The following is a 22,492-nucleotide window of genomic DNA, read 5'->3' as shown; positions in this document are numbered from 1 at the left end:
TCGTTTCAGCGCTTTAGCCTCAGGCCATTGTTTTGATAATTGCCTGCCGGAGAATCACATGAGCGTCACGTCGGATGCATTGTTTGTACCCCTGAATATTGCCGTGTTGACGGTCAGCGATACCCGCGAATATGCCAATGACACCTCCGGGCAATTGCTGGTCAGTCGCCTGTTGGAAGCTGGGCACAGCCTGTTGGAGCGCAACCTGCTCAAGGATGACCTGTACAAAATTCGCGCCCAGGTGGCGGCCTGGATCGCCGATGAGCGCGTGCAGGTAGTGTTGATTACCGGCGGCACGGGGTTTACCGGCCGCGACAGCACCCCCGAGGCGGTGGGCTGTTTGCTGGATAAGCACATTGATGGTTTTGGTGAGCTGTTCCGTGCGATCTCGATTCTTGATATTGGTACGTCCACGGTGCAGAGCCGCGCCTTGGCCGGGCTGGCCAACGGCACGCTGGTGTGCTGCCTGCCGGGCTCGACGGGTGCTTGTCGTACTGCCTGGGAAGGTATTCTGGCCGAGCAGCTCGATGCGCGCCACCGCCCATGTAACTTCGTGCCGCACCTCAAGCCGGTGGCTCTCTGCGGCACGCGAGGATGAGCCGCGCCGCGCTGATGTCGGTGGAGGAGGCCATTGCTGCGTTGTTGACCCTGGCCGAGGAGCACCGCCTGCACGACAGCGAGCCGGTGCTGCTCAGCGATGCCCGGCAACGGGTGCTGGCCAATGACCTAGTGGCGAGCCTGGACCTGCCGCCCTGGCCCAACAGTGCCATGGACGGCTATGCCCTGAACCTCACAGACTGGCACGGCCAGCCACTGCCGATATCGCAACAGATCTTCGCCGGTCAAGCGCCCCAGGCACTATTGCCCGGCACCTGCGCGCGCATCTTCACCGGCGCACCGGTGCCGGACGGGGCCAACTGCATCGAAATGCAGGAGAACGCCGAGGTGCTGGACGATGCGCGTGTGCGCTTTACCCAGCCGCTGCGCGAGGGCCAGAATATCCGCACCCAAGGCCAGGAAAACCGCGCCGGTGAGGTATTACTGCATGCCGGCAAGCGACTCGGCCCTTTCGAGCTGGCCATTGCGGCGGCCCAGGGCTGTACCCATGTTTCGGTGATACGCCGGCCACGGGTGGCGCTGCTGTCCACCGGCGATGAACTGGCCGAGCCGGGCACACCGCTCAAGCCTGGCTGCATCTACAACAGCAATCGCACTTTGCTCAGCCATTGGCTGGGGGTACTGGGTTGTGAGGTCATCGACGGCGGCATTCTACCCGACCAGTCGCAACTGACTCGGCTCAAGCTGGAGCAGCTGCAACAGGCGGCCGACCTGATCCTGACCACCGGCGGCGTGTCGGCCGGCGATGCCGATTGCCTCGGCCAGGTACTGCGTGAATGCGGCAAGCCATTGTTCTGGAAACTTGCGATCAAACCGGGCAAACCCCTGACCGTCGGTTCATTTGGCCGTGTGCCGGTGATTGGCCTGCCCGGCAACCCGGCTTCTGCACTGGTGACCTTCGGCTTGCTGGCCCGGGCTTATCTACTGCGTATCCAGGGCGTCGATGATGTCACTCCTATGAGCTTTGAGGTGTATGTGGGGTTTGACTGGCCCAAGGCCGGCAGTCGCCGCGAGTACCTGCGAGCCAGGATCGAGGCGGGCAGGGCGGTGCTGTATCCGAACCAGAGTTCCGGGGTGATGCTGGGTGCGTCGTGGGCGGATGGGTTGGTTGAAATTTGCGAGGGCAGCACGTTGCAGGCCGGTGATACGGCGCGGTTTATACCGTTCTCTGAGTTGTTCTGATTCGGGCACGCTAATGCCAGTCAGTTAAGGCTTTTGCAGGAGCGATGTACGCTTAACTGAGTACCCAGCGCTCCTGCGCCAGCCGGTCACTTTCCCGTCCTTCTACCCAACGCTCTCCAGCTGGCGTTTGCTCCCGCTTCCAGAATGGCGCCCGAGTCTTGAGGTAGTCCATCAGGAACGCGCAGGCCTCAAAGGCAGCCAGGCGATGTCGGCTGGCGACGCCGACGAAGACGATGGGCTCACCCACCTTCAGAGGGCCCACACGATGAACGATGCTTACCCGCTGTAGCGGCCAGCGTTCATGGGCTTGATCAACGATCAACTGCAGTGCGCGCTCGGTCATGCCGGGGTAATGCTCAAGGAACAATGCGCTGACCTGATCGCCTTGGTTGATATCGCGTACATAACCGACGAACGTGGCCACGGCGCCAACGCCGGGGTCTTCGGCGTGTACGCTGCGGGTCAGTTCACCCAGGTCGAACAACTCGGTCTGCACCTGAACCGGCATGGGTCAACCTCCGGTCACTTGGGGGAAGAACGCAATTTCGTCGAAGTCTTCGATCAGCGCGTCCGGTGTGCAGAGTTCCTGGTTCAGCGCGCACATCAGGCTGGTTTCACCCAGCACCTGCTGCCAGGTCTCACCGCGGGCGCATAGCAATTGCCTGACGTCTGCAATGGTGCGCAGGGACTCATCCAATACGAGCTTTTCACCGCCAACGCCCAGTTGTTCACGGTAGCGCGCAAAGTAGTTGATCAGAATCATTGGTCGTCTCCTGCAATGAAGGTGCCTGATTTGCCGCCGTGTTTTTTCAGCAGCTGGATTCGGTCGATGACCATGCCCCGATCCACGGCCTTGCACATGTCATAGATCGTCAAGGCTGCCACGCTGGCGGCGGTCAGGGCTTCGAGTTCGACGCCGGTCTGGCCGTTGAGCCGGCAGGTGCTGAGGATCTGCACACTGTCAGGCTCGACGGCGCGCAGTTCGAGGTGGATCGAACTGAGCATCAGCGGGTGGCACAGCGGAATAAGCTCATGGGTTTTCTTCGCGGCCATGATCCCGGCGATACGTGCCACGGCAAACACATCGCCCTTGGGATGGCCGTTGGCCTGGATCAGTTGCAAGGTGGCCGGCAACATGTGCACCCAAGCCTGGGCCTGGGCTTCGCGGGTGGTGGCGGCTTTGTCGGTCACGTCGACCATGCTGGCTCGGCCTGCGGCGTCCAGATGGGTCAGGGTAGGCGAGTGTTTGTGCATGGGGTACCTCGGGTCAACTGAGTACAAAGAAAGAGAAGCCGGCCAGCTAGCCGCCGGTCATGTTCATGAAACGCACCACCTGCACGTCATCGTTGAGCTCGAAGTTGTGTCGGTACGGCTTGATCTTCATCGACTCGAGAATGGCCTGCTCGAGCCGTTGCGGTTCACCCGGGTAACGGCGCAGCACCTCCTTGAGGTCGACCGAATGCTCGTTGCCCAGGCACAGCAGCAAGCGGCCTTCAACGGTCAGCCGCACGCGGTTGCAGGTGCCGCAGAAGTTGTGGCTGTGGGGGGAAATAAAGCCCAGGCGAATATGCGGTGCTTCGGCCAGGCGCCAGTAGCGTGAAGGGCCCTGGGTCGATTCGGCCGAGTCGATCAGGGTGTAGCGTTCGGCGATGCGCTCGCGCACTTGCGCGCTGGAATAGAAAGCCTCGGCACGGCTGTGTTCGCTGATCACGCCCAGGGGCATTTCCTCGATAAAGCTGATATCCACGCCGCGTTCGATGGCGAACGCTACCAGGTCGTTGATCTCGTGATCGTTGCGGCCTTTCATCACCACGCAATTGAGTTTGGTGTGTTGAAAACCCGCAGCATTCGCAGCGTCGATACCGGCGATGACTTTGGCCAGATCGCCGGTGCGCGTCAGTTCGCGAAAGCGCTGGGGATCAAGGCTGTCGAGGCTGATGTTCAGGCGCTTCACGCCAGCCTCGAACAAGGGGGCGGCGAGCTTGCCCAACTGCGAGCCGTTGGTGGTCATGCACAGCTCGCGCAGGCCGGGGAGGGCGGCGATGCGCTGGCACAGGTCAACCACACCTGGGCGAATCAGCGGCTCGCCGCCGGTCAGGCGGATTTTGCGAGTGCCCAGGGTGACGAAGCTTTCAGCCAGTTGATACAGCTCTTCCAGTGTGAGGATGCGTTGGCGCGGCAGGAACTGCATGTCCTCGGCCATGCAATACACACAACGGAAATCGCAGCGGTCGGTCACCGACATTCTGAGATAGTCGACCCGGCGAGAAAAACTATCCATCAGGATTTTATCGGTCATGGAAACCTCCGGCTGCGACTCAATAAGAGCGTAGCCATGGCGTTGTTTTTGAGCGCTCGACAGAGATGGGAGCCTTATTTGATTCAAGCCTAAAGTTGTTTTTCAAGGGCGTCTAATCACTATTAACAACTGAGTGATCGATGAAATCTATAACGATTTTATTGGGGCTTTCCAGGTTCGTATCACTATGAAAAATAAAGATTTTAATCTTGATAGATGGTGTCGATGGCGTGGTCGTTATTTGTGATTAGACAGATGTTTTTGCAGGGCCTAGCCTGAATATGTAAACCGATTTCTAGACCGTGGAAAGATCGGTGCAAACACTGTTTGCGTTCTGCAATGCCTGAAAATAACCATCAATAAAGGCTTTAAGTTAGGCGCTGCCTATGCGTGAAGTCCTGGAGAAACATCATGAGCGAAGTTGAACGTTATAAACCGTACAAGGGGGCCGCCGCCGGTTGGGGCGCGCTGATCGCGGTGACGAAAAACTGGCTGGGCAGTGAAAACGCGCTCAAGAACATTCGTGCGATGCTCAAGACCAACCAGAACGGCGGTTTCGACTGCCCCGGTTGCGCCTGGGGCGAGTCGCCGGAAAGCGGCATGGTCAAGTTCTGCGAGAACGGCGCCAAGGCGGTCAACTGGGAAGCCACCGGGCGCCTGGTCAATCCGGCGTTCTTCAACAAATACACGGTGTCGTCGCTGGCAGCGCAAAGTGACTATTGGCTCGAATACCAGGGCCGCCTGACACACCCGATGCGCTATGACGACTCCCTGGACCGTTATGTCGAAATCACTTGGGATGATGCCTTTGCCCTGATCGCCAAGCACCTAAACGAACTGGAGTCGCCGGACCAGGCCGAGTTCTATACCTCGGGCCGCGCCAGTAACGAGGCGGCTTATTTGTATCAGCTGTTCGTTCGCGCCTACGGCACCAACAACTTTCCCGACTGTTCGAACATGTGCCACGAAGCCAGCGGCCTGGGCATGGACGACAGTGTTGGCGTGGGCAAAGGCACGGTGACCTTCGATGACCTGGAAGAAGCCGACGCGATTTTCGTCATCGGCCAGAACCCCGGCACCAACCACCCACGTATGCTCGAACCGCTGCGCGAGGCGGTAAAGCGCGGAGCCCAGGTGATCTGTTTCAACCCGCTCAAGGAGCGTGGGCTGGAGCGTTTCCAACACCCGCAGCATCCCCTGGAGATGCTCACCAACGGTTCCGAACCTACCTCGTCGGCGTACTTTCGCCCGGCCTTGGGCGGCGACATGGCGGCCTTTCGTGGTATCGCCAAGTTCCTGCTCAAATGGGAACGTGAAGCCCTGGAGAACGATGGCGAGGCAGTCTTCGACCGCGCTTTCATTGCCCAGCACACCTCGGGCCTGGAGCACTATCTGGCGCAAGTGGACGCCACCTCATGGGAGCATATCGTCGCGCAATCGGGCCTGAGCCTTGAGGATATCGAGCTGGCCGCACGCATGTACCGACGCGCCAAGCGGGTGATCATGTGCTGGGCGATGGGCGTGACCCAGCACACACACTCGGTGCTGACCGTGCAGGAAATCATCAACGTGCAACTGTTGCGCGGCAATATCGGCCGGCCAGGGGCGGGGCTATCGCCCGTGCGTGGCCACAGCAACGTGCAGGGCGACCGCACCATGGGCATCAACGAACTGGCGCCGCCGGAATTGATCAACGCATTGGAAGCACGCTTTGACTTCAAGGTCCCGCGCCGCCATGGTCACAACACGGTCATGGCGATTGCGGCCATGGAAGAAGGGCGCGCCAAGGTCTTCATCGGCCTGGGCGGCAATTTTGCCCAAGCCACGCCGGACACCCCGCGCACCCACGCGGCACTGCGCAAGTGCGACCTCACCGTGCATATCGCCACCAAGCTCAACCGTAGCCATCTGGTGACGGGGCGCGAAGCCTTGATCCTGCCGTGCCTGGGCCGCACCGATATCGACATCCAGGAACAAGGCCCGCAAGGCGTGACCGTTGAAGACACCTTCAGCATGGTGCACATCTCCCACGGCCAGCTGAAACCCAAATCGCCGCTGATGCGTTCGGAACCGGCAATCATTGCCGGGATCGCCAATGCGACCCTGGGCAATCACCCGATTGACTGGCTGTGGACGGTGGCCGACTACGGCCGCATCCGCGACTTGATTGCCGACACCATTCCCGGCTTCAAGGACTTCAACACCAAACTGCTGCACCCGGGCGGCTTTCATCTGGGCAACGACGCAGCGCGACGCATCTGGAAAACCAACAGCGGCAAAGCCCAGTTTGTCTCCAGCGTGTTGCCGGCGCACCTGGTCAGCGAAGGCGTGCGCAACCTGGACGTCAAGCCGGAGCTGATCCTGCAGACCATGCGTTCCCACGACCAGTACAACACCACCCTGTACGGGCTCGATGACCGCTATCGCGGCGTCTATGGCATGCGCGATGTGGTGTTCGTCAATGAACAGGACATCCGCAAACTGGGCTACGAGCCGGGGCAGAAAGTCGACATGGTCTCGCTGTGGGGCGATGGCCGTGAGCGTCGGGTCAGCGGCTTCACCTTGATCGCCTATGACATTCCCGCCGGGCAGGCCGCCGCCTATTACCCCGAAACCAACCCGTTGGTGCCGCTGGAAAGCTATGGCGACCGCACCTTTACCCCGACGTCGAAGTTCATCGCCATCCGGCTTGAACCCGCGCCGGTCAGCAATCTGATCCAGTCCCACGGCGCTTGAGTCGTACCGGGGCGGCCAGTATGGCGCCCTGGGTTTCCCTGATCACTGCACATCCGTTTGCCCCAGGCCACGAGGCCTGAGGCACGCCGGGCCGGGTGCGCGTGAGCATCGTGTTTCAATAAGGGTATTGCCATGTTAAATTTCGAGGCGCTGGACCTTGCGCGAATTCAATTCGCCTTCACGGTCTCGTTTCACATTATTTTCCCCGCTATCACCATCGGCCTGGCCAGTTTCCTGGCGGTGCTCGAAGGCTTGTGGCTGAGAACCAACAACGCGGTCTACAAGGACCTGTATCACTTCTGGTCGAAGATCTTCGCCGTCAACTTCGGCATGGGCGTGGTCTCGGGCCTGGTCATGGCCTACGAGTTTGGCACCAATTGGAGTCGCTTCTCGGACTTTGCCGGCAGCATCACCGGGCCGTTGCTCACCTATGAGGTGCTGACGGCGTTCTTCCTGGAAGCGGGTTTCCTCGGGGTCATGCTGTTTGGCTGGAACCGGGTAGGGCGCGGTTTGCACTTCTTTTCTACGGTGATGGTCGCCATCGGGACGTTGATCTCGACGTTCTGGATCCTGGCGTCCAACAGCTGGATGCAAACGCCCCAGGGCTTCTCCATCGTGGATGGCCGGGTGGTGCCGCTGGACTGGTTCGCCATCGTCTTCAACCCGTCGTTCCCGTTCCGCCTGGCGCATATGGCAATCGCTGCCTTTGTTGCCACGGCGTTCTTCGTCGGCTCATCGGCGGCCTGGCACTTGCTGCGTAAAAACGACACCCCGGCAGTGCGTAAAATGCTCTCGATGGCGTTGTGGATGGCGTTGATCGTGGCTCCGATCCAGGCGGTCGTCGGTGATGCCCATGGTTTGAACACTCTGGAGCACCAGCCGGCGAAAATTGCTGCGATTGAAGGGCATTGGGAAAACGTCGGTAACGGCGCGACGCCGCTGGTGCTGTTCGGTATCCCTGACATGGAGGCCGAAAAGACCCGCTACGCGATAGAAGTCCCGTACCTGGGCAGCCTGATCCTCACCCACAGCCTGGACAAACAGATCCCGGCGCTCAAGAGCTTCCCCAAGCAAGACCGGCCGAACTCGAGCATCATTTTCTTCAGTTTCCGGATCATGGCCGGGCTGGGGATGTTGATGATCCTCACTGGGATACTGGGCTTGGCGTTGCGCCGTAACGGCGCGCTGTATCGCAATCGGTTATTCCTGCGCCTGGTGCTGTTCATGGGGCCGACCGGGCTGATCGCCATGCTGGCCGGCTGGATCACCACTGAAGTAGGGCGCCAGCCGTGGGTGGTTTACGGGCTGATGCGTACCGCAGACGCGGCGTCCAATCACAGCGTCACGCAACTGAGCATCTCCCTGGCGTTGTTTGTGCTGATCTACTTCTCGGTATTTGCCGTGGGTATCGGCTACATGATGAAGCTGGTGCGCAAGGGCCCGCAGCCCCATCACGACCATCCGCCACAGGGCGGCCCCGGCCAGGAACGCACACCGCGCCGTCCTCTGTCCGCTGTCACCGAGACGCTCGCGTCCGGCGACCACACCAACTGATCAAAGGGATTGCACATGGGCATTGTAGGTATAGACCTGTCGTTGATCTGGGGCGTGATCATTGCCTTCGGGGTGATGATGTACGTGATCATGGATGGCTTCGATTTGGGCCTGGGCATCCTGTTTCCGCTGATCCCGGACGAGCAGGAGCGCGACGTGATGATGAACACCGTGGCGCCGGTATGGGACGGTAACGAGACGTGGTTGGTACTCGGCGGCGCGGCGTTGTATGGGGCGTTTCCGCTGGCGTACTCGGTGATCCTGGAGGCGTTGTACCTACCGCTGATTTTCATGCTGGCCGGGCTGATCTTTCGTGGCGTGGCGTTTGAATTCCGCTTCAAGGCCAGCCCGCAGAAGCGGCATATCTGGGACATGGCGTTTATCGGCGGCTCGTTCCTGGCGACCTTTTGCCAGGGCGTGGTGATCGGCACCTACATCGCCGGCATTGCGGTGGTCAATCGCCAGTTTGCCGGGGGCAGCCTCGACTGGCTCTCGCCGTTCCCGCTGTTCTGCGGGGTTGGGTTGGTGGTGGCCTACGCGTTGCTGGGCAGCACCTGGTTGCTGGTCAAGACCGAAGGCATGCTCGAATCGCGCATGCGCCTGTTCAGCCGCTACTTGGCCTTCGCGCTGATGGCGGTGGTGGCGGTGCTGTGCGTGTGGACGCCGTGGCTGCACCCGGAAATCGCCCTGCGCTGGTTTGCCCAGGCGCACATTGTGGTGTTTGGCGGCCTGATGCTGCTGGGCGTACTGGCACTGGTGGGGCTGTTGAAAACGTTGCGCCAACACCACTCGCACTGGCCGTTCGTATTCACCCTGATGCTGGTGTTCCTGGGGTATATCGGGCTGGCCTTCAGCATCTGGCCGAACATTGTGCCGCCATCCATCAGCTTGTGGGACGCTGCATCGCCGCCTTCGAGCCAGTTGTTCATCCTGATCGGCACGCTGTTCATCCTGCCGATCATCCTGATGTACACCTGCTGGAGCTACTACGTATTCCGCGGCAAAGTGAGGATTGGCGATGGCTACCACTAAGGGTGAAAAGCCGCGGCCTGCTGGCCGTTGGTACCAGCGGGTGTTCTGGCTGATCGCTATCTGGTTCGCCAGCGTGCTCGCCCTCGGCATCCTTGCGAGTGGCTTGCGCTGGATGATGCACATGGCTGGCATGATCAGCCATTGAGGCGAGCCTGATCCAATGTGGAAGGGGCGGCACATCGTTCCATTTTTGAGATGCAGCGGCCCGGTTCAGCCACTACCTAACCCTGAACCTGATGATTAAGGTGGCTCCATTGTTTTTTCGCAGGTGTCCTACAGGCGCAAGTCGTGGATACCGGTCGGAGCGTGTCTATACAGGAAGTGCAGACACTGCCGGGCACTGTTCCGGCACACCATTCCAGGGAGGTTTATCCAAGCAAAGAGGAAATGCAAATGACTGCATCAGGTAACGCTGCAAACTTCAATGGTCAAAAGCCGACGATTGATCCCGCCGACACGGCCATGTTGCTGATCGACCACCAGAGTGGTCTGTTCCAGATCGTCAAGGACATTGATGTTCCTCAACTGCGCGCTAACGCTATCGCGTTGGCCAAGGCCGCGACCCTGTTGAAAATCCCGGTCATCACTACCGCTTCGGTTCCACAAGGCCCCAATGGCCCGCTGATCCCGGAAATCCACGAGGCCGCGCCGCATGCCCAATACGTCGCCCGCCGTGGCGAAATCAACGCCTGGGACAACCCTGAGTTCCACGCCGCCGTCAAAGCCACCGGCAAGAAAACCCTGGTGATCGCCGGCACCCTGACCAGCGTATGCCTGGCGTTTCCGTCCATCGCGGCGGTGCATGAAGGCTACAAGGTGTTTGCGGTGGTCGACGCTTCGGGCAACCACTCCAAGCTGGCCACTGACCTGACCATCGCGCGCCTGGCCCAAGCCGGCGCAGTGCCGATCGACATCATGGGCACGCTGTCGGAGCTGCAAGGTTCCTGGAACCGCCCGGATGCTCAGGAGTGGGCGAATGTCTACACCCAGGCCATGCCGCACTACCAACTGCTGATCGAGAGCTACATCAAGGCTCAGGAAGTGGCAAACAATCACGAAGAACTAGACTCACAGCGCAAGTAAACACGCTGGGTTCTTTACCGGGCGCCCACTCGGGGCATCACCTTCATTTATCAGGAGTACCACCATGTCTACACCTTACGTTCGCTTGGACAAAGACAACGCCGCTGTGCTGTTGGTCGACCATCAGGCTGGCTTGCTGTCATTGGTCCGCGACATCGACCCGGACAAATTCAAGAACAACGTGCTGGCCCTGGCTGACCTGGCCAAGTACTTCAAGCTGCCGACCATCCTGACCACCAGTTTCGAAACCGGCCCGAACGGCCCGCTGGTACCCGAGCTCAAGGCGCTGTTCCCGGACGCCCCGTATATCGCCCGTCCTGGCCAGATCAATGCCTGGGACAACGAAGACTTCGTCAAGGCCATCAAGGCCACCGGCAAGAAGCAACTGATCATTGCCGGCGTGGTGACCGAAGTGTGCGTGGCATTCCCGGCGCTGTCGGCGCTGGCGGAAGGCTTTGAAGTGTTCGTGGTGACCGATGCCTCCGGCACCTTCAATGAGCTGACCCAGCAATCGGCCTGGGCCCGCATGTCGGCCAACGGCGCGCAACTGATGACCTGGTTTGGCCTGGCCTGTGAGCTGCACCGCGACTGGCGCAACGATATCGAAGGCTTGGGGACGTTGTTCTCCAACCACATCCCTGACTACCGCAACCTGTTCACCAGCTACAACGCGTTGACTGAAGGCAAGTAAGCCTGGAATGCAGGCTGCCGATGTATTGGCAGCTTGCACTTGCTCCTGGGATAGGGCCGCTTGCGCGCGGGCACTACGGCGACCGTGACGGTGATTGAACAACCACAGGAGCAACGCTGATGCCTATTTTCAAGCGGATCGTGCGTGTCTCCATATCGCTCACGGTGTCACTCTCGGCGGCGGGCGTGCAGGCCGATAACTCCTTGGGCCAACGGGATAACCTCAGCACCGGTATCAATGAACGACAGAAAGCCGAACTGGCGGTGACGCCGGGATTTGTCAGCGGCTCGTCCCTCAATGGGCTGCTGCGCAATTACTACCTGGGCCGCGATAACCACAACACGCCGTCGCGCCTGGATCAGCGTGAATGGGTGCAAGGTGTGTACCTGTCGTTTCGCTCGGGTTACACCGACACGCCGATTGGTGTGGGGGTCGATGTGCATGGGTTCTATGGTCTCAAGCTCGATGGCGGTGGAGGCAGTGGCGGCGCGGGTTTGCTGCCGCTGGATTCGAAAAAGGCTCCGGACTCTGACTTCTCGGCAGCGGGCGCGGCACTCAAGCTGCGCGGCTTGGGCAGCTTGGTGCAGGCAGGTGACCAGTATCTGGATAACCCACTGGTGGCCAGCGGTGTGAGCCGGGTGTTCCCACAGACCTTTCGTGGCGTCACGCTGAAGAACTACAGCTTGCAAAACCTGACCCTCGACACCGGCTGGGTCGATTCCACACGCCTGCGCAACCAGAGCGGCCAGAGCCACCTGACCACCAGTTACGGCACTGGCAACAAGGCCGGTGTGGCGGCCGAGCGCGAGAGTTCGCACATGAGCTGGCTGGGCGGCGTTTACAGTGCGCCGGGCGGGGTTAAGCTGACGCTGTATGGCGGCCAGCTCAGCGATATCTGGAGCCAGTATTACGCTGGGGTCAGCTACCCCTTCACGTTGAGCCATGGGGTCACGCTGACGCCGTATGTGCATTACTTCAAGACCCGTGACCAGGGCCAAAGCCACTTGGGGCGCATCGACAACAATACTTACACCGGCGGCCTGACCCTGTCCGGCGCAGGCCAGAGCCTGACCCTCGGTGTGCAGAAGGTCGACGGCGACACGCCGTTCGACTACGTCGTGCAGGACGACCGCACGTTTATGTATCTGAACAATTCCCAGCAATACGCCGACTTCAATGCCCCGGGTGAAAGGTCCTGGAAGATCCAATATCAGACCAGCCTGGCCTTCATCAACGCACCGGACTTCCAGCTCAGCACCTCCTACACCCAGGGTGAAGCGGACCTGACGCGAGTCGACCCCAACAGCACCGGCTACGGCTACATCTATAACGCTGCGGGCAAGGATGCGCACCACTGGGAACGCGACGTCGCCCTGCGTTATGCGGTGCCGGGCGGCAAGGCCAAGGGCTTGAACGTTACATTGCGCTGGGCCGCGCATCGATCCGGCCAAGGCTATACCGCGCCGGGCAATACCCGTGGCAACTCGAATGCCGATGAGTACCGGGTGATCGTGGATTACCCATTCAACGTTTTTTAATCGGCAGTCAATGAAGGTGCTGTATGCGTCAAACACAATGGATTCAGGTACTGGGCATCAGCTCTGCATTGGCCTGCGCCACCAGCGAGGCGGACAGTGTGAGAACGCCAGCAGTATCCAGCCGGGCCAAGCGATCCACAGTAACCTCGCGGTGTCCTACGCCGTTGCCGAACGCTGGCGGGTCGGCGTGACGGGGTATCAACTCAAGCAGATCAGCGATGACCGTATCGATGGCCATCGGCAACAGCACTCCAGGAAGCAAGTGGTAGGCATAGGACCCGGCGTGATGTATCAGCAAGGCAAGCGAACATTCTTTGCGAACCTGTATTTTGAAAGTGGCGCTGAAAATCGCGCCCAAGGGACGCAACTGACGCTACGTTACCTCCAGGCGTTTTAGCGCTTAATACTTAGAGGCAGTCATGCTATGCACAATCTTTTTCTAGTAACGCTGGCCTTTGCGGCGGTAAGCGTATTGCCTGCGTGTTCCACCCAACTGACCGAGCGCGGTTTTAACGTCAACCTGGTCACTGCCTCGTCTTCGAACCAGTGTCGACTGATTGAAATGTTCACCGTGCAGGGGGCTGGGCCGGATGACACCTTGCGACGGGCGCTCAACCAGGCGGCGGTTCTTGGGGCAGACAGCATGGCTGTGGCAGATGGCAAGGAAACGGCCGATGGCGCCGAGATCAGGGGGGCCGCCTTGATTTGTCGCCAGCCATGAGCCCTGCGGGGGCGGGGCTGCTGCGTAGCTCAGCAGGAGCAAGCGCCCCCGCTATAGGGGATCGCAGCATTTTAGACGCAATTTGTTACTAACCAATCGCCCGAAAATACATCGTTGTAGCGGCAAACAGGGACAAAACCCCGGTTCGCCATTCAATTTTCATAAAAATGTAACAACCCTGCTGCACAGTTCGGGAGCCCGTCACCACAACGAGTTCTTTTAATGAAAAGCTTGATGAAGTCTGCAGCACTGGCCGTTACGGTTTCTCTGTGTGCCTCCTCCATGACCTTCGCCGCCGAAAACGTGCGTCTCACCGGCTCCGGCGCCAGCTTCCCTGCACCGATCTACCTCACCTGGTTCAAGGACTTCAGCAAGAAGACCGCTGGCGTCACGGTGGATTATCAATCCAAGGGCAGCGGCGCCGGTGTGCAGGACTTCCTGAATAAAACCGTCGATTTCGCCGCCAGTGATTCGGCCATGAAGGATGAAGACATCGCCAAGGTGGCCGAAGGCGTGCAATTGCTGCCGATGACCGCGGGTGAAATCGTGCTGGCGTATAACCTGCCGGGTAACCCCAAGGGCCTCAAGCTGCCACGCGACGTTTATTCCAATATCTTCCTGGGCAAGATCACCAAGTGGAACGACCCACAGATAGTCGCCGCCAACCCGGACCTGAAACTGACCGACACACCGATCACCGTGGTAGTGCGTGCAGACTCCAGCGGCACCACGGCGGTGTTCACCAAGCATTTGGCGACCATCAATCCTGAATTCAAAACGGCGCTGGGCGAGGGCAACACGGTCAACTGGCCTGCCAGCGACAAATTCATCAAGTCGCCCAAGAACGATGGCGTGACGGCCACCGTACGCCAGACGCCAGGCGCGATTGGCTACATCGAGTACGGCTTCGCCAAGCTGGCCAAGGTCGACTTCGCCCAGTTGCAGAACAAGGCCGGCCAGTACGTGGTACCGAACGCCGAGAGCGGTGCCGAGGCCCTGGCAGCAGTGAAAATGCCGGAAAGCCTGGTGGCCTGGCTGCCGGATCCGGACGGTGCCAAGTCCTACCCGATCACGTCCTACACCTGGATGATCTTCCGCAAGGACAACGGTAATCCGGCCAAGGCCAAGGCCATGCGCGAAATGGTCGAGTACAGCTTGACCGAGGGGCAGAAAATCGCCGACTCGATGGGCTACATCCCACTGCCGCAATCGGTGGTCGATCAGGTGCGTAAAGCTTCCGCCAACATCCAGTAACACCCGTGAGGTCGCTCTTGGCCTGGGCTGTCAGCCAGGCCGGGAGCGTTTCCCCCCTTGTTCCGGAATTCGCCCATGATCAAACCTTTCGTCGTTCCGGTTAACCCGGATTCTGCCTGCCAACCCCCCTCTGCAAAAGACTTCCTGGTCGATCGCACCTTCCGTGGGCTTGCGCGAATCGGGGTGGTACTGATTCTGGCGTTGGTCGCAGCCTTGGTATTCGAGGTGGGACGCAAGGCTCTTCCCGGCATGGAGAAGCACGGTTTCGACGTGCTTTTTGGCAGTGTCTGGGATGTCAACCAAGGCAAGTACGGGATCCTGCCAGCGATTTGGGGCACGCTCTATAGCGCCCTGATTGCGCTGCTGATTGCAGGGGTTTTCGGCGTCAGCATGGCGATTTTCCTGACTCAGGATTTCCTGCCGGCGAAGCTGGCGGCGGTGTTTCGCACCATCGTTGAATTGCTCGCGGCCATCCCCAGCGTGGTGTATGGCCTGTGGGGCATCTACGTGGTGATCCCGGCGATCCGGCCACTGACCACCTGGTTGAACAGTGAACTGGGCTGGATCCCGTTTTTCGGCACCTCCTTGAGCGGGCCAGGGTTGCTGCCTGCGGCGCTGGTATTGGCGATCATGATTCTGCCGACGATTGCCGCCGTGTCCCAGGACGCCCTGACCAGCGTGCCGATGAAAACCAAGCAGGCTGCCTACGGTATGGGGACTACCCATTGGGAGGCGATTCTCAAGGTGATGGTGCCTTCTGCCGCCACCGGTATTTTCGGTTCGCTGGTGCTCGGCCTCGGCCGCGCGCTGGGTGAAACCATGGCGCTGGCGATGTTGGTGGGCAACGCCAACAACATCTCACTGTCGCTGTTTGCGCCGGCCAATACCTTGGCGGCCTTGTTGGCGCTGAACTTTCCCGAAGCCGGGCCGAATGAGATCGAGGTGTTGATGTACGCCGCGCTCGTGCTGATGTTTATCACGCTGCTGGTGAACGTCATCGGTTCCATGATCATGCTCTACGCCCAGCGCGGTACTAAACAATGACTGACCTCACGTCCCCAATCACCGCGGTGCCCAGCCTGCAGCGCAAGTTCGAAGGCCGCGCCCTGCGCAGCCTGGTGTTGACCACATTGGTCTGGCTGGGAGCGCTGCTGGCCAGTGTGCCGCTGATTTCCGTGCTCTACATGCTGATCACCCGTGGCGGCGCACGTCTGAGCCTGGAAGTGTTCACCGAACTGCCGCCCACCGGCTTCGAAACCGGCGGCGGTTTCGGCAACGCCATGGCAGGCACCTTTGTGATGGTCGGCATTGCTGCCGCCATCGCGGTGCCGGTCGGCATCATGGCGGCGATCTTCCTGGCCGAACTGGGGCCGGACAGCAAATTGGCGAACACTGCGCGCTTTGCCGCCAAGATGCTCACGGGCCTGCCGTCGATCCTGGCCGGGGTGTTCGCCTACGCCCTGGTGGTCATGACCACCGGTACTTACTCGGCGCCAGCGGGCGGTGTAGCCCTGGCGGTACTGATGCTGCCGATCGTGGTACTCACCGCCGAAGAGTCGATGCGCATGGTGCCCAAGATCATGAAGGACGCCGCCTACGGCATGGGCTGTACGCGCTCGCAGGTGATTTGGAAAATCATCTTGCCGACCGGCCTGCCGGCGATCCTCACCGGCGTGATGCTCGCCGTGGCCCGGGCTGCCGGCGAAACCGCGCCGCTGCTGTTTACCGCGCTGTTCAGCAACTACTGGATCTACCACGACGGCGACCTCGCGGTCATGAACCCCACGGCCTCGCTGGCGGTGCTGATCTACAACTTCTCCGGCATGCCGTTCGACAACCAGCTTGAGCTCGCCTGGGCGGCCTCGTTGGTGTTGGTGATGATTGTGCTGGTTGTCAATATTGTCAGCCGTATCTTCGGCAAGCCCAAGTATTAAGAACGGGAGCATCTGAATTTTGAACGTCTCAACTGCGCAAATAGCCGCTCCGTTTGTCACCCAGTCGCCTGTGGTCATGGACTGCAAGCTGGACAGGATTTTCTACGGCAACTTCATGGCGGTGCGTGACAGCCATGTGCCGATTGAAAAAAACAAGATCACCGGGTTTATCGGCCCGTCGGGCTGCGGCAAAAGTACTGTGCTGCGCAGCCTCAACCGCATGAACGATTTGGTGAAGGGCTTTCGCTTCGAGGGCCACGTGCATTTCCTCGGCCAGGACGTGTATGGCAAGGGCGTCGACCCGGTGGTGGTACGCCGCTATATCGGCATGGTGTTCCAGCAGCCCAACCCGTTTTCCATGAGCATCTTCGACAACGTCGCGTTCGGCCTGCGCCTGAACCGCTACAAAGGCGACCTCGGCGACCGCGTCAAGCACGCCCTGCAAGGCGCGGCGCTGTGGGATGAGGTCAAGGACAAGCTCAAGGTCAGTGGCTTGTCGCTTTCTGGTGGTCAGCAGCAGCGGTTGTGTATCGCCCGCGCCATCGCCACCGAGCCGGAAGTGCTGTTGCTCGATGAGCCGTGTTCGGCCCTCGACCCTATCGCGACCCGCCGGGTGGAGGAGCTGATGGTGGAATTGAAGAAGGACTACACCATCGCACTGGTGACCCACAACATGCAACAGGCCATCCGGGTAGCAGACACCACGGCGTTTTTCTCGGTGGATATTTCCCAAGGCACGCGCACTGGCTACCTGGTGGAAATGGGCCCGACTGCGCAGATTTTCGGCAGCCCGCGTGAGCAGATGACCGAGGATTACATCAGCGGCAAGTTCAGCTGAACCATCCATGTTCGATAACAGCCGCACCTGCGCCAACGTCTTCTCGGGAATGCCAATGCCTGTAACGCATCGTCTAGATTTGCCAGCGATTGAACGCGCCCTGCGTAAGGTGCAGAGCCGCTTTGCCCAGCTCAGCACGCAGTTTACCGAGCCGCGGGACCCGCTGACGGACGAGGTGTTGGAGAATGTGCTTGCAGGTTATGCGCTGGTTGACGACTACGTCGCCCAGGGCGTGGACCTGTTTGATCTGCACCACCTTGACCTGATGCTGGAGATCAACGCCACGGTGCTCTGTGGTCGAGATCCGGCACGCCGCCTGGAATACGCGCAACACCTGGCCGCAACCGAGGAGCACTTCTTCAACAACGTTGAGGGTGGCATCAAGGACTTGTTCAATTGGTACTGCGCCTACCGCAGTGAATCGGTGTGGAAGCGTGCAGCAGGTGTGTATGTACGCATCCTCAGCAAACCGCAATTGTTCATCGAAGGTAATAACCGCAGTGGCTCGCTGATCGTCAGCTACCTGCTGATGCGTGCAGGGTTGCCGCCGTTCGTGCTGACACTCGAAAACGCCGAAGGCTACTTCAACCCCTCCTCGGTGATCCGCAACTCGGCCAAACATGGGGTGAAGGCCCTGTATGAATTGCCCAAGATCAAGAAAAAGTACGCCGCGTTCCTGGAGGAACAAGCGCCTGATCCGGGTGTGTTTTTCTTGAGCGACGCACCGCAACCAATCTATCAGGGAGGCCAATGATGAGCAGGTATCAAACCTTTGCGGGCAAATGCCGAACGTCCGCCAACCTACTCGTTCAAGCCCTGTCCACGCGTCTGCTCACACGGCCACGCGTACGGATCTCGTTTGATATCGACGACACCCTGGCCTGCCAACTTGATCACTCGCCCGTGGAAAGCAGCTGGTTGCCGGCCTGCGTCCATCGCTGGTGGGGCGAGCCGCTGCGTGTCGGCACCCGCTCCCTGACCCGGGAGCTACGGCGCCAGGGGTGCAGCATCTGGGTTTACACCTCGTCAGGCCGGGCGCCTTCGTATATCAGGCGTTGGCTGATGCTGTACGGCATACGCGTCGATGGCGTGGTGAACAGCGTCGTGCATAACCAAGCCCTCAACGCGCGCGGGCTGTTGAACACGCCGTCAAAGCTTCCGTCGGCCTTCGATATCGATTTACACGTGGATGATTCCGAGGGCGTGCGCATAGAAGGTCATGAACATGGCTTTCGTGTGGTCGTGGTTGACCCGCAGGATGGGCAGTGGGCGCAGAGAGTACTTGAAGCTGTCGCGGGCGTGCAGGCGCAATTGGCCAGGCAGCAAGTGCCCCGATATCAAAAGCCGGCGCGACAAGGTGCTGAAGTTTTTTCTTCCTGAGGGCGAGTGTTATCTGCATCGCTATTTGATATTGGATCGTTATTGGGTTGAGTAAGTCATCCATAGCGCGCGCGGCGGGTTTAATTAGTCCTGACCCATTAGTCACGTAAAAAACAAACGCCCACTTATTGTTTGTTGAATAGCGCTCCCGGCGCTTTTTTTGTATGGGCGCTTAATAACAGCTCCTTACAATCCGATAGTCGGTCGATGTACGGCAATGTTTCTACGCTAATGTTGACAAGCTTCCTTAATGGTCAAAGTCGATATTAAGAAAAGAAGCAGCCTGAACAGAATGCACAACAACAACTTCAATGCATATTGTTTAGCCCGACGTATCAGTTATTACCGTCGACTTCGGTGTTGATCGCTGGGCTCAAGGAGTACTGACATGGCTATATTCGATTACAAGGGTCAAGATGCCCGTGTGCTGATTTCAGATGCCTGGAACCTCGCCACTTACACCAGCGGTGTCGCGACCGTAGGCGCGCTCTACAACCTTCCAGGGGCGGTACTGGGGGAGGGCAACACCTTTGCATTGCCCAAAGGCTGGCGTGAAATCGGCGCCAATGAACTGAGCGTTGATAGCAGTCACACCGATATCACCGGAAGCTTCACCGGCGATGGCGTGTTCGGTTCCCAGGCCAGGGTGTTTGGTCAATACGATGACAGTGGTCAATTGCTGAAAATGGGGTTTTCCATTGCCGGCACCAACTCCCTGACTGATCTGCTGGGCTGGCCGGCCATGATCGATAACTCGTATATCAACGGCTATGAGTACCTGCTCAATTCAATCAAGGATTACGCGATAGGCCACAACCTGAGCGGCAAGGATGTGCTGGTAACCGGCTACAGCCAGGGTGGCTCAGTCACTAACAGTATGTATATCGGCAAAGACACGCTGGCAGACGGTTTCTTCAAGGATTCGGACTACTTTGGCATGGAGTCACCCAAGTCCAGCAACAGCGACGGAATCTACAACTTCGGTTTTGAAAACGATGTGGTGCACCGCCTCACCGGTCAGGAAACCAACGTGGGAAGCGCCATCATCGACGCTCTTCAGGGGAGTGACGCCAGTTACACCTCGACGACCGACAATATCGTGCTGTTCGATACGATCTACGCCCTGCCAACCTGGCCCAACGGTCCGTTTTCCATCGCCAACTTGTCAGGATGGGCCGCGCACCTCGAAGGTATTTTCATCAACCCCATCCAGCGCATCGCCCAGTCGACGTTCTACGATTACATCGAGCGCGATAGCACCATCGTGATCAGCAACCTCGACGCGATCAGCCGCAGCTTCACCTGGGTCAGCGACAAACAGACCGCCACCTCCAACCATTACGGTACACCGGCCTTCCTGCTGGGCACCGACAGTGCAGACAAGCTGCAGGATGGTCGCAGCGATGACTTCCTCGACGGGTTCAGTGGTAACGACAGTTTCCGGGTCAGTACCGGTACCGATATCGTTGCTGGCGGTGCAGGCGATGACAAAGTCTTTCTCAAAGGTACGGCGTCCGCCTACGAAGCCGTTAAACTGAGCGACGGTACGTTGTTTTTGAACGATAGCAGCGGCCAATACGGCCTTAAAGAACTGCATGGCGTAGAGCATGTCGAGTTCGAAACGGGCCTTGCCAACACGCTCGGTCAACTGCCTGTTATCGGTGGCATCTTCAGCGGTATCGGGCAGACGCTGACGCCGTCTTATACGGTCACCAACGGCAAGCTGGATTTCGATGGCCTGTTCGGCGCCGACAAGGCTTACGCCAGATCCATTGAAGGTAGCCAACTGGCCGACACCCTGAAAGGCACTGCAGCACGCGACCTGATATTCGGCCAGAACGGCAATGATCGGCTCGACGGTGGCGCCGGCAATGACCTGCTGCACGGCGGTGACGGCAACGACACGTTGCTGGGCGGCATGGGTAACGACTCGCTGTATGGCGCCAGCGGTAATGATGTTTTGATCGGCGGGCAGGGCAATGACCAGCTCAGTGGTGGCGTGGGCAGCGACTTGTTTGTGTTCGATCAGCGCGGGTTCGGCCACGACGTGATCAGCGACTTCAACATCCATCAGAACGGGCATGATCTGCTGGTGTTCGCCAAGTCGTTGTTTGCGAGCGCCGATGCTGTAATCGGGTCCACCACCCAGAACGGCAGTGACAGCGTGATTCTGGCGGGGGACAGCAGTGTCACCCTGGTGGGGTTCAATGCGGCACAACTGAGCGCAGAGATGATCAGCGTGGTTTGATGCGGCATCGGTACAGTTGGCGGTAAAACCTCACAGGATCGCTGATGCTGTGGGGTTTTTTCTTGCTTATCGTTTTATAGCAATCTATATCCCGCAGTATCGCGTTTTCCTCACTTGCCGGTAGCCATCATGTGCTTGCTTCGCATGACTACGGCTCGATCAGGCCTTGATCGCTCAGCGCTGCGCGGGCAATCCAATCCCGGTGCGATGCCAGTACGAAGGCTTTCTTCAAGGGTTTGTTGCAGCATCAACAACTCCTCACGCTGCACTTTTAGCGTGGCTTCGATTTGCTGTATCTCCTCCAGGCGTACATTGATCTGTTCCAGAGTGAGGGATTTGGAGCAGCTCCCGTCATGAAGGAAAAGGCCACGAATGGTGTCGAGGGAAAACCCCAGCCTTTGCGCGTGGATCACGACTTCCAGGCGTTTAATGGTGGACTCGCTGTAATAGCGATAGTTGTTCATGTCGCGCGTGGGGGCGTCCAGCAGGCCTTGCTCCTCGTAGTAGCGTATTGCTGAAGCAGCAAGGCCGGTACGTCGCGCAATCTCGCCTATCTTCATTTTTTGCTTGACCTTCAAGTTGACTTTAATCCGCAGTATAAGCCGCAGCGTAATCCGGAAGGTAATCGGATTGGGCTGGATAAACACCGTTGACCTACGTGGAATGTGAAGAATGAGCAAAATAACCGAGTTGCTGAATTGGCGTTATGCGACGAAAAGTTACGATTCGTCCAAGACAATACCTGCTGAAAAGCTGGAGCGAATCCTGGAGGCGGTACGCCTGACGGCGACGTCGAGCGGGCTCCAGCCATTTGAATTGCTGGTGGTGACCAATCCGCAAATTCGCGAAAAGATTAAGGCGGTCAGCTGGAATCAGTCCCAGGTGACCGACTGCTCTCATTTACTGGTGTTCGCCGCCTGGGATGACATCACGCCTGAGCGTGTCAACATGATGTTCGACCTGACCAATACGGTACGAGCTACCGTCAACCAGGGTTGGGAAGATTACCGTCAAATGCTCCTCGGTATAGTCGCCGAGCGTGGGCAGGAGGCCAACTATCAAGCGGCTGCGCGCCAAGCCTATATTGGCCTGGGCTCGGCTTTAATCGCCGCGGCATCCGAGCAAGTCGACGCGACGCCCATGGAAGGTTTCGACCCATCGGCTGTCGATGAGATTCTGGGACTGGGAACCAGGCATCTGCGCAGTGTGGTGCTCCTGCCTTTGGGGTATCGGGCAGCAGAGTCTGACTGGCTGGTAAACCTGAAAAAAGTACGGCGCTCTCGCGAAAATTTCGTAACCGAAATCAACTAGGGAGAAGTGCAGCCGCTCCACATTGCAGCAATAGTGGGGCGCAGCTGCATGGGTAGAACTGAGTATTTGATCG

General features: G+C 59.1%; 23 protein-coding genes and 1 pseudogene. 19 read left to right on the top strand and 5 right to left on the bottom strand.

Features of this window, described 5'->3' with window-relative positions; translation table 11 throughout:
- The first annotated feature begins 58 nt into the window (after positions 1–58).
- Positions 59–598, top strand: a complete 540-nt coding sequence (moaB, locus tag JH25_RS25600; protein WP_005788101.1) for a molybdenum cofactor biosynthesis protein B — start codon at positions 59–61, stop codon at positions 596–598.
- Positions 595–1,800, top strand: coding sequence for a molybdopterin molybdotransferase MoeA (locus JH25_RS25605; protein ID WP_032875577.1), 1,206 nt, complete (start codon positions 595–597; stop codon positions 1,798–1,800). Before moaB ends, JH25_RS25605 begins: the two co-directional genes overlap by 4 nt.
- A gap of 52 nt (positions 1,801–1,852) precedes the next feature.
- Here the strand turns inward: JH25_RS25605 and moaE are convergent, their stop codons facing one another.
- Genes moaE through moaA form a run of 4 tightly spaced genes read right to left on the bottom strand, consistent with a single transcriptional unit; the run spans position 1,853 to position 4,099 of the window.
- A complete protein-coding gene (moaE, locus tag JH25_RS25610; protein WP_032875575.1) occupies positions 1,853–2,308 on the bottom strand; it encodes a molybdopterin synthase catalytic subunit MoaE in 456 nt (151 codons plus the stop codon).
- Positions 2,309–2,311: 3 nt separating this feature from the next.
- Complete coding sequence (moaD, locus tag JH25_RS25615) at positions 2,312–2,563, bottom strand: molybdopterin converting factor subunit 1 (RefSeq protein ID WP_032875572.1); 252 nt, start codon at positions 2,561–2,563, stop codon at positions 2,312–2,314.
- On the bottom strand, positions 2,560–3,054 hold the full coding sequence (moaC, locus tag JH25_RS25620) for a cyclic pyranopterin monophosphate synthase MoaC (RefSeq protein WP_032875569.1): 495 nt from the start codon (positions 3,052–3,054) through the stop codon (positions 2,560–2,562). The genes moaD and moaC overlap by 4 nt, the downstream gene beginning before the upstream one ends.
- A 46-nt stretch (positions 3,055–3,100) precedes the next feature.
- Positions 3,101–4,099, bottom strand: a complete 999-nt coding sequence (gene moaA / locus JH25_RS25625) for a GTP 3',8-cyclase MoaA (RefSeq protein ID WP_032875566.1) — start codon at positions 4,097–4,099, stop codon at positions 3,101–3,103.
- A 411-nt stretch (positions 4,100–4,510) separates the two neighbouring features.
- Here moaA and JH25_RS25630 point away from each other — a divergent pair, with 411 nt between their 5' ends.
- The 16 genes and pseudogenes from JH25_RS25630 (at position 4,511) to JH25_RS25700 (ending at position 21,108) form a co-directional block, all read left to right on the top strand.
- Positions 4,511–6,835 (top strand): FdhF/YdeP family oxidoreductase, encoded by a 2,325-nt coding sequence (locus JH25_RS25630; protein WP_032875563.1) that lies wholly within the window; start codon positions 4,511–4,513, stop codon positions 6,833–6,835.
- 132 nt (positions 6,836–6,967) lie between these two features.
- On the top strand, positions 6,968–8,389 hold the full coding sequence (locus JH25_RS25635; RefSeq protein ID WP_032875561.1) for a cytochrome ubiquinol oxidase subunit I: 1,422 nt from the start codon (positions 6,968–6,970) through the stop codon (positions 8,387–8,389).
- A gap of 15 nt (positions 8,390–8,404) precedes the next feature.
- Complete coding sequence (gene cydB / locus JH25_RS25640; RefSeq protein ID WP_032875558.1) at positions 8,405–9,421, top strand: cytochrome d ubiquinol oxidase subunit II; 1,017 nt, start codon at positions 8,405–8,407, stop codon at positions 9,419–9,421.
- Positions 9,408–9,566: a DUF2474 domain-containing protein gene (locus JH25_RS27745; RefSeq protein WP_081883268.1), complete on the top strand. Its 159-nt coding sequence runs from the start codon at positions 9,408–9,410 to the stop codon at positions 9,564–9,566. The genes cydB and JH25_RS27745 overlap by 14 nt, the downstream gene beginning before the upstream one ends.
- Positions 9,567–9,814: 248 nt before the next feature.
- A complete protein-coding gene (locus tag JH25_RS25645; RefSeq protein WP_032875555.1) occupies positions 9,815–10,504 on the top strand; it encodes an isochorismatase family protein in 690 nt (229 codons plus the stop codon).
- Between the two features lie 64 nt (positions 10,505–10,568).
- The gene (gene ycaC, locus JH25_RS25650; RefSeq protein ID WP_003191542.1) at positions 10,569–11,195 is read left to right on the top strand and encodes an isochorismate family cysteine hydrolase YcaC; all 627 of its coding nucleotides are present in this window, start codon (positions 10,569–10,571) and stop codon (positions 11,193–11,195) included.
- A gap of 119 nt (positions 11,196–11,314) precedes the next feature.
- A complete protein-coding gene (locus JH25_RS25655) occupies positions 11,315–12,733 on the top strand; it encodes an OprD family outer membrane porin (RefSeq protein ID WP_032875553.1) in 1,419 nt (472 codons plus the stop codon).
- A 106-nt stretch (positions 12,734–12,839) separates the two neighbouring features.
- Positions 12,840–13,130 (top strand): annotated as a pseudogene (locus tag JH25_RS27740) (transporter); the annotation flags it as partial.
- A 27-nt stretch (positions 13,131–13,157) separates the two neighbouring features.
- Positions 13,158–13,454 (top strand): hypothetical protein, encoded by a 297-nt coding sequence (locus JH25_RS25665; protein ID WP_032875547.1) that lies wholly within the window; start codon positions 13,158–13,160, stop codon positions 13,452–13,454.
- A gap of 222 nt (positions 13,455–13,676) precedes the next feature.
- Complete coding sequence (pstS, locus tag JH25_RS25670; protein WP_005788130.1) at positions 13,677–14,708, top strand: phosphate ABC transporter substrate-binding protein PstS; 1,032 nt, start codon at positions 13,677–13,679, stop codon at positions 14,706–14,708.
- 75 nt (positions 14,709–14,783) lie between these two features.
- The gene (gene pstC, locus JH25_RS25675) at positions 14,784–15,752 is read left to right on the top strand and encodes a phosphate ABC transporter permease subunit PstC (RefSeq protein ID WP_005788132.1); all 969 of its coding nucleotides are present in this window, start codon (positions 14,784–14,786) and stop codon (positions 15,750–15,752) included.
- Entirely contained in the window at positions 15,749–16,642 is an 894-nt protein-coding gene (gene pstA, locus JH25_RS25680; RefSeq protein WP_005788134.1) for a phosphate ABC transporter permease PstA, read from the top strand. Before pstC ends, pstA begins: the two co-directional genes overlap by 4 nt.
- Before the next feature lie 76 nt (positions 16,643–16,718).
- Positions 16,719–17,480, top strand: a complete 762-nt coding sequence (gene pstB / locus JH25_RS25685; RefSeq protein ID WP_019817112.1) for a phosphate ABC transporter ATP-binding protein PstB — start codon at positions 16,719–16,721, stop codon at positions 17,478–17,480.
- 55 nt (positions 17,481–17,535) lie between these two features.
- A complete protein-coding gene (locus JH25_RS25690) occupies positions 17,536–18,234 on the top strand; it encodes a hypothetical protein (RefSeq protein ID WP_032880962.1) in 699 nt (232 codons plus the stop codon).
- Positions 18,234–18,860 carry a hypothetical protein gene (locus JH25_RS25695; protein WP_032875543.1) on the top strand — a complete coding sequence of 209 codons (627 nt, stop codon included), beginning with the start codon at positions 18,234–18,236 and terminating at the stop codon, positions 18,858–18,860. The genes JH25_RS25690 and JH25_RS25695 overlap by 1 nt, the downstream gene beginning before the upstream one ends.
- Positions 18,861–19,248: 388 nt before the next feature.
- Positions 19,249–21,108, top strand: coding sequence for a calcium-binding protein (locus JH25_RS25700; RefSeq protein ID WP_032875541.1), 1,860 nt, complete (start codon positions 19,249–19,251; stop codon positions 21,106–21,108).
- A gap of 110 nt (positions 21,109–21,218) precedes the next feature.
- Here the strand turns inward: JH25_RS25700 and JH25_RS25705 are convergent, their stop codons facing one another.
- Positions 21,219–21,755, bottom strand: a complete 537-nt coding sequence (locus JH25_RS25705) for a MerR family transcriptional regulator (protein ID WP_236648006.1) — start codon at positions 21,753–21,755, stop codon at positions 21,219–21,221.
- A gap of 25 nt (positions 21,756–21,780) precedes the next feature.
- Between JH25_RS25705 and JH25_RS25710 the strand changes: the two genes are divergently transcribed.
- Positions 21,781–22,419 carry an NAD(P)H-dependent oxidoreductase gene (locus JH25_RS25710; RefSeq protein ID WP_032875538.1) on the top strand — a complete coding sequence of 213 codons (639 nt, stop codon included), beginning with the start codon at positions 21,781–21,783 and terminating at the stop codon, positions 22,417–22,419.
- Positions 22,420–22,492 lie beyond the last annotated feature (73 nt).

The sequence above is a fragment of the Pseudomonas sp. BRG-100 genome, from assembly GCF_000737955.1.
Classification (GTDB): domain Bacteria; phylum Pseudomonadota; class Gammaproteobacteria; order Pseudomonadales; family Pseudomonadaceae; genus Aquipseudomonas; species Aquipseudomonas synxantha_A.
This window is presented reverse-complemented; position numbering and strand designations above follow the sequence as displayed.

What these genes read in the sequence shown, in the direction of transcription:
- moaB (WP_005788101.1), top strand. Translation starts at nt 59, where the DNA reads ATGAGCGTCACGTCGGATGCATTGTTTGTACCCCTGAATATTGCCGTG.
- JH25_RS25605 (WP_032875577.1), top strand. Translation starts at nt 595, where the DNA reads ATGAGCCGCGCCGCGCTGATGTCGGTGGAGGAGGCCATTGCTGCGTTG.
- moaE (WP_032875575.1), bottom strand. Translation starts at nt 2,308, where the DNA reads ATGCCGGTTCAGGTGCAGACCGAGTTGTTCGACCTGGGTGAACTGACC.
- moaD (WP_032875572.1), bottom strand. Translation starts at nt 2,563, where the DNA reads ATGATTCTGATCAACTACTTTGCGCGCTACCGTGAACAACTGGGCGTT.
- moaC (WP_032875569.1), bottom strand. Translation starts at nt 3,054, where the DNA reads ATGCACAAACACTCGCCTACCCTGACCCATCTGGACGCCGCAGGCCGA.
- moaA (WP_032875566.1), bottom strand. Translation starts at nt 4,099, where the DNA reads ATGACCGATAAAATCCTGATGGATAGTTTTTCTCGCCGGGTCGACTAT.
- JH25_RS25630 (WP_032875563.1), top strand. Translation starts at nt 4,511, where the DNA reads ATGAGCGAAGTTGAACGTTATAAACCGTACAAGGGGGCCGCCGCCGGT.
- JH25_RS25635 (WP_032875561.1), top strand. Translation starts at nt 6,968, where the DNA reads ATGTTAAATTTCGAGGCGCTGGACCTTGCGCGAATTCAATTCGCCTTC.
- cydB (WP_032875558.1), top strand. Translation starts at nt 8,405, where the DNA reads ATGGGCATTGTAGGTATAGACCTGTCGTTGATCTGGGGCGTGATCATT.
- JH25_RS27745 (WP_081883268.1), top strand. Translation starts at nt 9,408, where the DNA reads ATGGCTACCACTAAGGGTGAAAAGCCGCGGCCTGCTGGCCGTTGGTAC.
- JH25_RS25645 (WP_032875555.1), top strand. Translation starts at nt 9,815, where the DNA reads ATGACTGCATCAGGTAACGCTGCAAACTTCAATGGTCAAAAGCCGACG.
- ycaC (WP_003191542.1), top strand. Translation starts at nt 10,569, where the DNA reads ATGTCTACACCTTACGTTCGCTTGGACAAAGACAACGCCGCTGTGCTG.
- JH25_RS25655 (WP_032875553.1), top strand. Translation starts at nt 11,315, where the DNA reads ATGCCTATTTTCAAGCGGATCGTGCGTGTCTCCATATCGCTCACGGTG.
- JH25_RS25665 (WP_032875547.1), top strand. Translation starts at nt 13,158, where the DNA reads ATGCACAATCTTTTTCTAGTAACGCTGGCCTTTGCGGCGGTAAGCGTA.
- pstS (WP_005788130.1), top strand. Translation starts at nt 13,677, where the DNA reads ATGAAAAGCTTGATGAAGTCTGCAGCACTGGCCGTTACGGTTTCTCTG.
- pstC (WP_005788132.1), top strand. Translation starts at nt 14,784, where the DNA reads ATGATCAAACCTTTCGTCGTTCCGGTTAACCCGGATTCTGCCTGCCAA.
- pstA (WP_005788134.1), top strand. Translation starts at nt 15,749, where the DNA reads ATGACTGACCTCACGTCCCCAATCACCGCGGTGCCCAGCCTGCAGCGC.
- pstB (WP_019817112.1), top strand. Translation starts at nt 16,719, where the DNA reads ATGGACTGCAAGCTGGACAGGATTTTCTACGGCAACTTCATGGCGGTG.
- JH25_RS25690 (WP_032880962.1), top strand. Translation starts at nt 17,536, where the DNA reads ATGCCTGTAACGCATCGTCTAGATTTGCCAGCGATTGAACGCGCCCTG.
- JH25_RS25695 (WP_032875543.1), top strand. Translation starts at nt 18,234, where the DNA reads ATGAGCAGGTATCAAACCTTTGCGGGCAAATGCCGAACGTCCGCCAAC.
- JH25_RS25700 (WP_032875541.1), top strand. Translation starts at nt 19,249, where the DNA reads ATGGCTATATTCGATTACAAGGGTCAAGATGCCCGTGTGCTGATTTCA.
- JH25_RS25710 (WP_032875538.1), top strand. Translation starts at nt 21,781, where the DNA reads ATGAGCAAAATAACCGAGTTGCTGAATTGGCGTTATGCGACGAAAAGT.